Raw genomic sequence first — 12,553 nt, forward strand, 5'->3', positions numbered from 1 at the left:
ACCCTAACTTCTAAATTTAATTTACTAAATATCAAAATCAAATTCACTATACATGTCCTTAAATATCTCATCTTGCGTACTTACCCTTGAAGATACTTTCTCGTTAAGATATTCCTCAAATTTACTCTCCCTAAAGAGAGTTGATGGTCTTAAATAAGCCTCATACTTAGTGCCTTTCCATGATTTTTTCTTGTTTTCAATAACCTTTTTAAAATCATCTACAGTGTATCCTTCCTCTAGCCTTCCCTCTATTAGCTTAACTGTCGTCTTTGTTGTGCTTTTATAATTAGTGTCTAGCTTCTCATTTAGAAAATCTATAACCTCCTTGCAAATCTTTTTTGTATATATTTTTTTATTATCTTTTTCTTTAGTATTTATATCTTTAGTATTCTTTGGTACTGATTTTTCATCGTCTGCTTTTGTGTCAAATTCGGATCCCCCATTGGAATTTTTATCGTCTCCTTTTGGGCGCAAAGACTCATTGTCCTTTTTAAAAAATAAATTTTCATACTCACTTCCTATTGCATAAAGCGTGTATGTGCCTCCTTCTTTCATTAATCTATAATCTAAAAGATTACTTTTAACTAATTTCTTTATTCTTCTCATCATCATATCTTTGCTCTTTATATTAAGCATTGGAAGCTTCTCTATAATGTAGCTTGTCTTTATCCAATAAAAGTCACGTCCATCAATTTCTTTCTTAAATAGCGATTTACTTATTATAAAAGTAGAAATAAATCTAAGTATTACTAGGTCCTTTAAATCTAGTCCAAGTTCTATTCCTTTCTCTTGTGAGTATCCAATTAATATGTTTTGCATTCCCATAACCATTCCCCCTAAAGTTTCTTCTCTTATTTTGTATATATGCAGTAGATTAAATTTACTAGAAAAATTTCTTAAAGTTTTTAAAGAAAATTTTTAGAAAGTATATGCCTCCATTAGGAAAAAATTGTTATAATTTAAAATGAAGTGATTTTAAAAGAATCTATATTTAATGAGGGCGGGAATTATGGGAGATAACGGTAAGTGGTTTAAATATCTAGGTTTTGGAATAATTTTTGGTGCAATATTTGAGGTGCTAGGTCTTGGATTAAGTGCTGGAGTAGTTGGCGCTTTATGCGTCTTATTACTTGATAATATATATGCAGACAAAAAATGTAAAAATAATCCTCAAGAATAATTTAAAAATCCAAATAAAATAAGATTACCTATATGGGTAATCTTATTTTAGATAATAAATCAACAATTTTATCTAACAAAGGATTATAAATAAAAAAAGGACTTAAGATAACTTTGTTTAATAACAATTTTTATCTTAAATCCTCCAATTTGAATAATATGCTTAATACTATATACTAATCTTTTATTATAAAGTTTTTATTTCTTTTGGTATTCTATTTTATCTTCCATAATATTTCCACTGCCCTCTATATCAATAACTCTTCCATTATCATCTAAAGTGCCGTACTTAAATATAAATGATTCCCCTGTAAATTGTATTCCTTTTTTATTGGATAATTTTAATGTTACCCATTTATAATTTGAATCCTCTACAGTATCTTTATAAAACTTTATTAAATTCGCATCTGTGAATTTTGATTTATCCTTTATAGTGACTTCTGCATATGTACCTATTTTATTAGTTTTCTTTTCATCCATTACAGGCTTCTCTGTAACTTGTCCAAAAACTTCAGTTTCTTGTATTTGCTCTACCACATCTTTGGTCTCATTGGATAAATCTTCACTCTTACTATTATCATCAGAAGTATTATTATCTACTACTTCTAAATTTTCTTCTATGTTTATTTGTGATATTACATCTTTATTTGTGCTGATTTCTTCATCAGATTTTTTATTGGTAGTATTATTAGTTTTCGTAAATTCAGCAATTTCGTTCCTTGATGTGCATGCGACAGCTGCCCCTATAGCTACTACAGCGGCTAAACACATTATTAACTTTTTCCCCCTCATTACGTTCCTCCAATTTTTACTCTTTTGTTTTAATATATATTTAACACATTATTCAAATTCATTATAAGTTTATAATATTTCTAAGTTTTTTTCAACTGTATTAAATTTTTATACATAATTTTGACATATATATTTTTTGATAATAGTGTAGTGGAGACTATATTAAATTGATACTATTTAAATTTTTTTATGATTATTTTTAAAATCTTTTTACTCATTTTACATTTAATGTACTCTTTGTAATTTTATTCATCAAAAATACAAATGACTATATTAATTACCACAAAGGGCTTAATTCAGGACTTTTATTAACAAATTCCTTCTTTATCCTTTGGCATTACCAATTTCCTTTTAATGAGCTTGTTTTACTACACTTTACTTTATTATTCGCCATATTCTTAAATAAATATAACTTATATATAGGACTAAAGTCAGCATATATGTACTCCTAATTATGATAGTACTTATATTTATTGCTATAAGAAAATACAAGTTATATTTAATATTATAAATAAAAGGTGCTTAAGTTCTATTAAGCACCTTTTATCAATTTATATTTTACTTATAATTTTTTTACTAATACATATTATTTTAAATATAAGATTAATACTATGCAGTAACAGAGGAACTAGTATTATAAAGTATATTTCTATTGATTCAAGTGATATTAATATTCCTATAGTAATGCTTAATGTACATAAAAGTAATGAAGCTAATAAATTATATAGATAAAACGTCTTTTTATCTATAATTTCATAATTGTCTAAATTAAAATAAATAGGCACTGACTTCTTATTTTTACTACATATTATTGAATAAATTAAATATATTATAGTTAAAAATATATTTGCTATACCTACTATCATACTCATAATAAATCCTCTCCATCACCTTGTATCAATTCTTACTTTTCATTATTACATATTAATTAAGTAGATTTCCCTTCTCTACTTTACTAAATCTTTTTTTGATTTTCATCATCATGTGCTAGTTTAATAGTCCTAATATTAATACTTTTTATACTTCCACTACTATCTTCTAATAGAATTTTAAGCAATTCGTTTTTTTCTAAAACGCTCAAATAAAATATTAACTCCTAATAATGCGGCTGAAATTATTAGTGCCGCATTTAAAAATCTCACAGCTCCATAAGATTGTATATTCATTATTTCAGTGTAGTTTTCTGGTCTTATTATAAATCCAAATGAAGTTATACTATAGATAAATAAAAGTATCCAAAATACATGTAACTTTTTTCTTCCTTTAGTTAAATTATTTTTAGTTAGCTTATAAGTACAATATGCTATAACAATTATAGCTAAAATAATTCTAACTGGATCCAAACTTCATCACCTCCTTTATACATAAATATATGCTCCACCTTTAGCTTTTTTCTAATGTTATTTAAATTTATTTTTATGTAGTATATATTAAATCTCTAGTATTCTTTATTAAAATTACGCTATCTTCAAGAATAATATTAATATTTAACAATTCTTAAATAGGGTATATTTTCTCCTCTTTAATGTATTAAAAACAACTGATTATTCACCTTTAAATTTAATATTATTCTTAATTAACTTCACAGATGAAATTATAAAAATAATAACACCTACACAAGATAACATGTTAATTAGTACTAATGCTATATCACCTAAATAAGGTATGCCAATAAGATTTAAAAACATTACAGCATTTTGAAATACAGTAGTTTGTAACAATACAAGCATGAAAGCCCCTAAAGCAGAATAAAGTAATTTAATATCTTTATTATTCATAAAAACATCCCTTCTATTTTAAAGCCCTTTATTTGATGAGTATAAGATTTTCTCTATAAAATATGCAATTTATAAAATTCTTCTCTTTATAGTATAGTAATATTATATACAAATTTAACTTTTTTTACTATATTATCCAATAAAAATGTATTATAATATACTTGTACCTAGATACTTTCAAAATCTAATTAAAACATTCTACAAAAATAGGGACTTAGATTTCTATCCATTAGATAATCTAAGTCCCTATTTTTCATATGTAGACTAACATTTATTTTAAATGTTAACTAGTATTTATTTTAAATATTAACCATCTATTTTTTTCTTTTAAATAATTTAAATGCAGCTACCCCTGCAATTAATGCCCCTACACCTAAAGCTACGTTCTTTTTATAATCTATTTTTGATTTCTTAACTGGAAGTGATTCATATATTGCTACATTACTATCTCCTGAATCATTATAGCTTTTATAAAGATTTTTAAGTATTATGTATTTTTCTCTTGAAAAGTTACGCATTAATTGAGTTGTACATCTATCTATGTAATTTCCCAGGCTTTCATTTTCTTTTCTTGCAACTCTTTTTCCATTGTCCATTTCAAATATATCATTTAAGCTAGCCTCTTCTTCAAGTCTCTTGACTACAGCTTCATTTTCATTCCATAATAATGCATTTATTAATTGTTCTTTTAACATATATAATCACCTCTCTAGTTATCTTCCGTTTGATTTAAATTAATTATAATCCTTTTAAAATTATAATTCTTTTACAAACTGATTAAAATTAATTACAAATAGGTTAAAATTCTGCATACGTAGTTTTGCATACAGAATTTTTTAAAGATAAATATTAACTATTATTCCCTATATTTTGGGTTTATATCTGCAATGAACTTTTTGCTACTTAATGCTAAGTACCAGAAGCCTATTACTGAAAATACTACCCCTAATATACTTCCAAGAAGCCCTACTCCAAAGTTACTAAATACTTTATATAAAACTATTATTGCTATAACCCATCCTATAAAAGGTATAAATGTTAACCATACAAGCCATCCTGATACTCCTGCTAAATTGTATAGTTTAAATGTATTAATTAGTGGTATCCACATAACCCATTTATTTTTAAGATCTGCCTTTTTTGCCATTTTATAAAGTGGATATGCACTTATAACATACATTATAACTAATAAGATAAAGCTGATTCCTAAAATGCTTGTAGAATAAAACATGTCATAATCAAAATTTTCTATCATAATAATTTCTCCCCTCTTTTGTATACTATTAGTTTCTTACTATATACTAATTTTTATTCATGTGGTTTTTGCCCATATTAGCCTTTATTTATTCCCCTCTTTACTAATACTGCTCTTTATTTAAGATATATTTTATATTAAAATTCTTATTTTTCCATAAACCAAAAATGAACAATTTGTATCTTTTGATAATATAATACAAATTGCCCACAATTTCTGATATTTATATAATTTCATTTACTATATATTTTAGCTATATAATTATTATAATTTTATATTTACTTCATAAGAGGCAGACAGTCTACAATTATCAATTTTATAATAACTGCAATAACCATAATAATAGCTACTGTAAATAGTATACTATTTATTCTAGTTGTAGAATTTTTAAACTTCTTGTTTACTATTTTAAGATTATACTCTTCTAATAAATTCTTAAATCTATCTACTCTTTCTGTATTAAATTGTATACTATAATCTTTACCATCATCTCTTTTAAATATAAGTGTAGCTAATTTCTTACCCTTATAAATTGTAAAATCTCGCTTATTAACTTCAAACTTATTTGTTGTTTTATTAAACATATCAACTTCAAGTAAAAATAACCTCTTATTTGTTTTTACTAAAACTGATGCTGCAGACCAATTAAAGAACATTGGATTTGAAAAGGCTGGTATAACAAATGACATAAATAATCTTGTTTCATTAGCCTCATTATTAAAGCCTCTGACATAATCTACTATCTTCTCATCTTCATCTAATTCCTTCTTTAATTGTATAAGAGATTTTCTAAACATTTCTCTCATAAAGCTATCACTACTTTTATTTTTAGCTTTTTCCACTAACTCTTCATTTATTTCAGTTTTTTCATACATCTCTAACTCTTCTTTACTTATCATATTATCTTTACTCATAACAGCTATCCTCCTTATCTAAATCACCCTTTATTTTCCGAATCTTTTCCCGAAGCCTACTTACCCGTTTATATATAACACTGCTATTTACGATATATTTATTTTCCAGCTCCCCCTGAGTTAGTCCAATTATAAATTTATCTATAAAAAGTTCCTTTTCTTTAGGCTTTAATCTATCCATAACTTTCTGTACTATCTTCATTTCTTCTTTTATTAAGAATTCTTCCTCTGCACTTTTATCCTTTATATCAAAATCTTTAAGCTCTTGCGTCTCATAACATTTATTTAATTTTCTTTTATAATCAAGTGCTTTATTCTTAGCTATTGTACATATCCAGTATTTTAATTCACAACTTCTATCGTGATCCCCTATACTTTTCCACACTTTTAAGATTACATCATCAAAACATTGCACTATAAAATCTTCTTCATGTGACTTATTTAATATGCTTTTTATAACCTTTAAAGTTATAACCGAATATGTGTCTAATAAATGGCTAAAGGCTTCAACATCATTATTTAATATACCTTCTATCAACTTGTCTTCAGTCATATTATTTCTCCCCTCTTTTTCTTTACACTATATAGACGTTTAACAATTTATCTTCTGACCATTTTTTATAAATTAATCTAGATTCCATTAAAAATTTCATACTAAATATAATGAGCAATTTGTATAAGTTATTCTTTAATACAAATTGCTCATTATATATTATATTTGTTAATTTTTTCTTATTTACTATATATTTTATATCTAAATTCTGAATAATAATAGTCTCTATTAGACAATAATGCTTATATGTGTATACATACTTATAAACCTTTCATAATATAAATATACAAAGGTAATTTTATGTATTTTTTCCAATAAACCCTTGAAAGTAGATAATAAACACAATATAATAAGTTATATAATAACCTATTGTATAATATATCACGATATAAAAAGGAGATATTATTATGAGTGAAGGATTTTTTGCTAAACTTCTGAAAAAAGGTTTTGATGCTGGATTAGATGAAAGGCCAAGTGATAGAGAGGAATTTTTGATTGAAATCGAAAAATACTGTACTAAAGAAGATTTTAAATTTGAATTTATTCAAAGAACAAAACCTGCAATAATATCTATAAATGATGTCACTTATAAATGCGAACTTGTTCAAAAAGGACGAGCAGGTTGGTTTCTTGATTTTAAAGAATTATAAATTTTAAAAGCTTAGTAAGTTTCTAAAGCAAGGTGGTTATAAAAAGTCTGCCTTGTTTTAATTTTAAGCTCTATTAATGTATTTATCATAATACATTACACTAATGTTTTCTACAATAAATAATTACATATAAACGATACTTAAATATTCTATATAGTGAGGTATACCAATGAATTTAGATAATTATAAATATGTTAACACTATAGAAATTACTGGTAATATAGTAGTTGATGTAACTAACTTTCTTTCAGAAAACAATAAACAAAAAACTTTAGAACATGTTATTAATGTTGCTAATACAAATAGTGAAATAGCAGAAAAGTATGGATTAGATAAAAGTATATGTGTTATATCTGGCTATTTACATGATATAAGTGCAGTAATCGATCCTAATGATATGCTAACTTATATGATGGAAAACAATTTATTTATTGATGAGTCAGAAAGGAAATATCCTTTTATCTTACATCAAAGAATTTCAAAATTACTAGCAAAGAATTTTTTCAATATAGAAGATGAAACTATATTATCTGCTATCGAGTGTCATACAACTCTAAAACCCAATCCATCACAATATGATATGGCTCTTTTTATCGCTGATAAACTTTCATGGGACCAAGAGGGAACTCCCCCATTTTATGATGTAGTAATTAAAAATTTATCTCTTTCTTTAGAAAAAGCATGCCTATCTTACATAAATTATATTATAGATAATGGTATGATTTTACATCCTCATTCATGGATAATAGAAAGTAAAAAATATTTAGAAAAAGTGTTGTTTATAACATAATATTAACTAGTTTAATTTGAAAAGGAAGTGACTTATGAAGAAAAAAAGTTTTATATTTATGATGATTCTTATAGCCATATTATTAATTATGGAATTTATCTATAAGCCTTATATCTATAGCAGAGGTATGTTTGATTTCTTTATTGCAGGTTCTTTTCCTAGTTTAATTATGCCTGTATTTTTATCTGCATATATGATTTTTAAAGATACCTCCTTTTGTGAAAATAAAACTGATGAGCTTATACTTATAGCTGCACCTACCCTTGGGCTTATAGTTGCTGAATTTATATCTACTATTTTCCCAATTGGAAGATTTGATATTATGGATATAGTTTTTAACCTGCTAGGTGGTGTATTAATTTATTTTGTTAAGAAAAATTTATACGATAAATGGTATAATACTATAAAATTAGCACATACTATATAGATTAAGTTTTGTTTGGAGGGATTTTATGGTATTCAATTATAACTTAGGGATAACAGAGGTAAATAACAATAGAGTAAATATAAACTATAGAGAAGCTGTTCGCGGTATCATATTTAGAGATGATAAGCTCCTTATGGTTCATTCTAATAATGGTGATTATAAATTCCCAGGTGGTGGAGCTGTTATAGATGAAATACATGAAGACACATTAAAAAGAGAAGTTAAAGAAGAAACTGGATATATAGTCACTAAAGTAAAAGATAATATTGGATTAATTATAGAAAGACATCCAGATCATTTTAAAATAGGTGATATATTTGAAATGGTTTCATCCTACTACTTATGTGAAGTATCCCATGAAAAGACGTCTCAAAAGTTAGACCTTTATGAGAAGGAGCTTGGCTTTAATCCAGTTTGGGTTACATTAGATGAAGCTATCTCTTCAAATGAAAATATCTTAAATTCTACTAATAACACTATAAGTCCTTGGGTTTATAGAGAAACTTTAGCCTTAAAAGCAATTAAAGATAACTTTGATTTAATAAAAAACACTAAAGTATCTTAAAGATTATTAGATATAATTTTGATTCTATAAAATATAAATAGGATTATCTTAATAATAAAAAACCATAAACATAATTTTAAAAAGGCATAAACATAATTTCAAAATATATAATATTGTTCTTTGAACTTAACAAATAAAAAATTATAAAATAATGAGGTAGTTAAAATTTTTAACTACCTCTTCTTATATTTCATTAATAACTTATTCTATACTTGATTAATATCTCATTCTAAATTTAATTAATAAGTCACTCTAAATCTAATTAATAGTTCCCTCTAAATCTGTGGTAATACTATTACTGTACACTTTGACTTTTTAAGAACTTTAGAAGTTACTGAACCAATAAATGGCACAAATTTCTTTTTAGTATTCTTCGCCATAATTATACTATCAACATTCAGATCAATAGCGTAATCACCTATAACCTTATCTGCATATCCAAATTGAAATTCCTTAGTACAATTAAAGTCTTTTAAAAGTTCATAAGCTCTTTGTAATACTCTCCCACCATGTTCTTTTTCTGAACCTATTAAGTGTGACACAACAATACCATGAGCATAAACTATTTCCCCTACATTTAGTAATATGACCTCTGTTTCTTGTGGCTTAAAATTCTCCTTTAGGAAGTTTACTGCAATTAAATCTCTATCACTTCCATCAAGCGGTAGTAATACTTTTTTCTTCACAAAAATCACCTTCCTTTTATAGTTATAATTCTATAGCTACTTACTATTTCCTTCTAACTTTAGAAATATTTATATGTAATTTATTTACTTAACAATATAAAAATGGTAATATATTTGTAAAAATAAAAAGGGGGATTCTAAAATGAATACATTCAAAAAATTTATTGAATTTGCTGCTGTGCCTTTTATTAGTGGACTTATTTTATCAATATTATTTCCTGAACTTCATATATTAAAAATAATATTAATCGCCTTAGGTTTAGAGTTGTTAATTGAATTTAAAACTAAATCTATAATAAAAAAATTAAAAAGTAATTAGAAGTAGCTTGCCTTTATAGATATGTTAGATTTAAATAGGGTATTTATAATAATAATATTAATTTTAATAATAATTATGTTTATTGCTTGTTTTAAAAATATATACAATATAAAGTCTATTTATGGAGATAAATTCTTTAAAAATAAACCTCATATAATATTTATATTAACTATTCTTGCGGGAGTTATAGTTAATATAAATACTTTTACCAAAATAGTAGTAACTATATATTTATATACTTGTTTATTTTATATTGCTCTAAGCTATAGAAAACATCAATCTTTAAAAAAATTAGGCAATATAATATTAGTAATTTCTTTATTAACAATTATTTTAGGAATTGTATATATTGCTATAAATAATTGTAATTAAATTGTTATATAAGTAGAATATATAAGAGTTAAGTAAATAATATAAACAAAGCCAGTAGGAACTTAAATCTTACTGGCTTAAATATAATATATTTTCATTATAATGAGGTAGCTAGAATCTTAGCTACCTCACCAAATATTTAAACTAATAACTTATTCTAAACTTGTGGCAATACTATTACTATACACTTTGCTTTTTTAACTACTTTACAATTAACAGAACCCATGAAAGGTATATATATCTTTCTAGCATCCTTAGTCATGATTATAATATCAATCTCATAATCAATGGAGCATTCAACTATAGTTTTATCTACATATCCAAATTGGAATTCCTTAGTGCAATCATAGTCCTTTAAAAGTTCATAAGCTCTTTCTAATGTCCTAACTGCCTTTTCTTCCTCCATTGAAATTAAATGTGATACAACAATTCCATGGGAATAAACTATATCACCTACATTTAATAATAGTACCTCTGTATCTTTAGAATCAAAATTTTCTTTTAGGAAGTTTAATGAAATTAAATCTCTATTACTTCCATCTAGTGGTATTAATACTTTTTTCTTCATAAAAACCACCTACCTTAAATACACAGTAATTCTAGATTTATTTAATATTATTTTTATAAATCTAAAAAAGAACTATCTTTATATATAGTATGATATTTTACTCGACTCTGATTTTAAATTTAATATTTTAAATTGAATATTTTAAATACAGAAGAATATATATAATACATAATAATAAATATGTATTTTATTAAGGAGTGATTATTTTGAAATCAATAATTTTACTAGGTTCCATTTTATTTTTTAATTCATTTTTAAGTCTGGAACCTCAAGCAATTAATACATCTTATAGATATATTATAGATAGTTCTTTTGAAAATCATAAGTATACAACTAATGAAGATGCTAATAATGAATCTGATAATATTTTAAGTAAGAGTTCTCCTAACTATAATGAAGGTAATATTAATATTATCGAACTTCCGACTATAGAGAGTTCTTCAATAGAATCTGTTACTTTAGATAAAATTGGCTCAAGATAAAATATATCACACTAAAAGAGAGTGTAAATAAAGTGCACCCCATTAAGTAGATTACAATCCACTTAATGGGGTGCACTTTTAAATTAATCTATTTTTATTGCATTCTTGATTTGTAGATTTCTTTTTCTACATTTATAAACACTTCAGCAATAACACCATATGTTTTACCCCAAGCTTCAATTACTTCATCTGTTGCAGCATCACCTAATACTTCTTTAATTGCTATTAAAAGATTTTTGCCAACTATAGGATAATGCTCAGGCTTAATATTGCAATCACAGTGTCTTTCACCTATCTTATTTACTACAGGCATTATAGATTCTAAGTTATCTACATTTTGAGCTGCGGCTAATATTGTCATTGCTAAAGCTTTAGGTTGTTCTCCAGAAGCTTGTCTATCCATATTAAATAAAGGCATTACTTCAGGATTATTTTCAAACATTCTCTTGTAGAAAGTTTTTGTAATTTCAACTCCGTGTTCCTTTAGTGCTGGAACTGTACTTTTAATAATTTCTATTGTTTTTGAATCTATCATAATATATTTCTCCTCTATTTTAAAAAGTTTTAATCATCAATAATTATCAATTAATAATTATTATTATTTTATGCACTCAATATATCATATATAAATAAAAGGTGCAAGTAAAATGCACATTAAAATAATATAAATTTGAATTCTTTTCATAATATAGTTTTTTTGCTAGAATTATTTATAAGATTTTATTAGGAGATATAATATGCAATTATCAAAGTTTACAGATTATGCTTTTAGGTCATTAATTTTTTTAGCTAAGAATCAGGATCAAAATTTAACTATAGGAAAATTAGCAGTAGAATTAGAAATCTCAGAGCATCATTTAAAAAAGGTTATAAATAAATTAGCAAAAACTGAATATATAATTTCTATTAAAGGAAGAAGTGGTGGACTAAAATTAGGATTAGAACCTGAAAAAATTAATCTTGGAAAAATATTAATTCTAACTGAGGATAATCTAAATATTGTAGAATGTATGGATAAACCTGATGTGTGCCCCCTTATGAATAGTGGTTGTAAATTGAATGGAGTACTATCAAAGTCTTTAGATGCCTTTATAAAGGAGCTATCAAAGTATTCTCTTCAAGACTTATTATAGTAGTTGTAGATTTTTTACATATTATTCTGCACTATTATATTTGTACTTTTCTTAATATATGTAAATAAATATCTTATTTCGCATATCGCA

Annotated in this window: 20 protein-coding genes; 8 read left to right on the forward strand and 12 right to left on the reverse strand. The window is 25.0% G+C overall.

Features of this window, described 5'->3' with window-relative positions; genetic code table 11:
- Positions 1-24: 24 nt before the first annotated feature.
- On the reverse strand, positions 25-825 hold the full coding sequence (locus ACQPUW_RS11680) for a conserved phage C-terminal domain-containing protein (protein WP_430837674.1): 801 nt from the start codon (positions 823-825) through the stop codon (positions 25-27).
- 184 nt (positions 826-1,009) lie between these two features.
- Here ACQPUW_RS11680 and ACQPUW_RS11685 point away from each other — a divergent pair, with 184 nt between their 5' ends.
- Positions 1,010-1,180: a hypothetical protein gene (locus tag ACQPUW_RS11685; protein WP_430837675.1), complete on the forward strand. Its 171-nt coding sequence runs from the start codon at positions 1,010-1,012 to the stop codon at positions 1,178-1,180.
- 197 nt (positions 1,181-1,377) lie between these two features.
- Here ACQPUW_RS11685 and ACQPUW_RS11690 read toward each other — a convergent pair whose 3' ends face one another.
- The 8 genes from ACQPUW_RS11690 to ACQPUW_RS11725 form a co-directional block, all read right to left on the reverse strand.
- Complete coding sequence (locus ACQPUW_RS11690) at positions 1,378-1,971, reverse strand: hypothetical protein (protein ID WP_430837676.1); 594 nt, start codon at positions 1,969-1,971, stop codon at positions 1,378-1,380.
- A 551-nt stretch (positions 1,972-2,522) separates the two neighbouring features.
- Entirely contained in the window at positions 2,523-2,843 is a 321-nt protein-coding gene (locus tag ACQPUW_RS11695) for a hypothetical protein (protein WP_430837677.1), read from the reverse strand.
- 177 nt (positions 2,844-3,020) lie between these two features.
- Positions 3,021-3,314 (reverse strand): hypothetical protein, encoded by a 294-nt coding sequence (locus tag ACQPUW_RS11700; RefSeq protein WP_430837678.1) that lies wholly within the window; start codon positions 3,312-3,314, stop codon positions 3,021-3,023.
- A gap of 201 nt (positions 3,315-3,515) precedes the next feature.
- A complete protein-coding gene (locus tag ACQPUW_RS11705) occupies positions 3,516-3,749 on the reverse strand; it encodes a hypothetical protein (protein WP_430837679.1) in 234 nt (77 codons plus the stop codon).
- 314 nt (positions 3,750-4,063) lie between these two features.
- Complete coding sequence (locus ACQPUW_RS11710) at positions 4,064-4,444, reverse strand: hypothetical protein (RefSeq protein WP_430837680.1); 381 nt, start codon at positions 4,442-4,444, stop codon at positions 4,064-4,066.
- 161 nt (positions 4,445-4,605) lie between these two features.
- Positions 4,606-5,004 (reverse strand): DUF5684 domain-containing protein, encoded by a 399-nt coding sequence (locus ACQPUW_RS11715; RefSeq protein ID WP_430837681.1) that lies wholly within the window; start codon positions 5,002-5,004, stop codon positions 4,606-4,608.
- A gap of 278 nt (positions 5,005-5,282) precedes the next feature.
- Complete coding sequence (locus ACQPUW_RS11720) at positions 5,283-5,918, reverse strand: hypothetical protein (protein WP_430837682.1); 636 nt, start codon at positions 5,916-5,918, stop codon at positions 5,283-5,285.
- The gene (locus tag ACQPUW_RS11725; protein WP_430837683.1) at positions 5,911-6,471 is read right to left on the reverse strand and encodes a sigma-70 family RNA polymerase sigma factor; all 561 of its coding nucleotides are present in this window, start codon (positions 6,469-6,471) and stop codon (positions 5,911-5,913) included. The genes ACQPUW_RS11720 and ACQPUW_RS11725 overlap by 8 nt, the downstream gene beginning before the upstream one ends.
- Before the next feature lie 407 nt (positions 6,472-6,878).
- Between ACQPUW_RS11725 and ACQPUW_RS11730 the strand changes: the two genes are divergently transcribed.
- The 4 genes from ACQPUW_RS11730 to ACQPUW_RS11745 all read left to right on the forward strand — a co-directional run bounded on the left by ACQPUW_RS11730 (position 6,879) and on the right by ACQPUW_RS11745 (position 8,903).
- The gene (locus ACQPUW_RS11730; RefSeq protein ID WP_430837684.1) at positions 6,879-7,121 is read left to right on the forward strand and encodes a DUF4318 domain-containing protein; all 243 of its coding nucleotides are present in this window, start codon (positions 6,879-6,881) and stop codon (positions 7,119-7,121) included.
- Between the two features lie 169 nt (positions 7,122-7,290).
- Complete coding sequence (yqeK, locus tag ACQPUW_RS11735) at positions 7,291-7,911, forward strand: bis(5'-nucleosyl)-tetraphosphatase (symmetrical) YqeK (RefSeq protein WP_430837685.1); 621 nt, start codon at positions 7,291-7,293, stop codon at positions 7,909-7,911.
- A gap of 34 nt (positions 7,912-7,945) precedes the next feature.
- On the forward strand, positions 7,946-8,338 hold the full coding sequence (locus ACQPUW_RS11740) for a hypothetical protein (protein WP_430837686.1): 393 nt from the start codon (positions 7,946-7,948) through the stop codon (positions 8,336-8,338).
- A 25-nt stretch (positions 8,339-8,363) separates the two neighbouring features.
- A complete protein-coding gene (locus tag ACQPUW_RS11745; RefSeq protein WP_430837687.1) occupies positions 8,364-8,903 on the forward strand; it encodes an NUDIX domain-containing protein in 540 nt (179 codons plus the stop codon).
- 275 nt (positions 8,904-9,178) lie between these two features.
- Here ACQPUW_RS11745 and ACQPUW_RS11750 read toward each other — a convergent pair whose 3' ends face one another.
- Positions 9,179-9,589, reverse strand: a complete 411-nt coding sequence (locus ACQPUW_RS11750; RefSeq protein WP_430837688.1) for a universal stress protein — start codon at positions 9,587-9,589, stop codon at positions 9,179-9,181.
- A gap of 142 nt (positions 9,590-9,731) precedes the next feature.
- Here ACQPUW_RS11750 and ACQPUW_RS11755 point away from each other — a divergent pair, with 142 nt between their 5' ends.
- Entirely contained in the window at positions 9,732-9,908 is a 177-nt protein-coding gene (locus tag ACQPUW_RS11755; RefSeq protein ID WP_430837689.1) for a hypothetical protein, read from the forward strand.
- Positions 9,909-10,437: 529 nt separating this feature from the next.
- On the opposite strand, the gene ACQPUW_RS11760 is transcribed toward ACQPUW_RS11755, so the two are convergent.
- Positions 10,438-10,848: a universal stress protein gene (locus ACQPUW_RS11760; protein WP_430837690.1), complete on the reverse strand. Its 411-nt coding sequence runs from the start codon at positions 10,846-10,848 to the stop codon at positions 10,438-10,440.
- 206 nt (positions 10,849-11,054) lie between these two features.
- On the opposite strand from ACQPUW_RS11760, the gene ACQPUW_RS11765 reads away from it, so the two are divergent.
- On the forward strand, positions 11,055-11,330 hold the full coding sequence (locus tag ACQPUW_RS11765; protein WP_430837691.1) for a hypothetical protein: 276 nt from the start codon (positions 11,055-11,057) through the stop codon (positions 11,328-11,330).
- Between the two features lie 94 nt (positions 11,331-11,424).
- Here the strand turns inward: ACQPUW_RS11765 and ACQPUW_RS11770 are convergent, their stop codons facing one another.
- Positions 11,425-11,865 (reverse strand): globin domain-containing protein, encoded by a 441-nt coding sequence (locus ACQPUW_RS11770; protein WP_430837692.1) that lies wholly within the window; start codon positions 11,863-11,865, stop codon positions 11,425-11,427.
- Positions 11,866-12,067: 202 nt separating this feature from the next.
- On the opposite strand from ACQPUW_RS11770, the gene ACQPUW_RS11775 reads away from it, so the two are divergent.
- Positions 12,068-12,463 (forward strand): RrF2 family transcriptional regulator, encoded by a 396-nt coding sequence (locus tag ACQPUW_RS11775; RefSeq protein ID WP_430837693.1) that lies wholly within the window; start codon positions 12,068-12,070, stop codon positions 12,461-12,463.
- Positions 12,464-12,553 lie beyond the last annotated feature (90 nt).

The sequence above is a fragment of the Clostridium sardiniense genome (assembly GCF_050584765.1).
Classification (GTDB): Bacteria; Bacillota; Clostridia; order Clostridiales; family Clostridiaceae; genus Clostridium; species Clostridium sardiniense_A.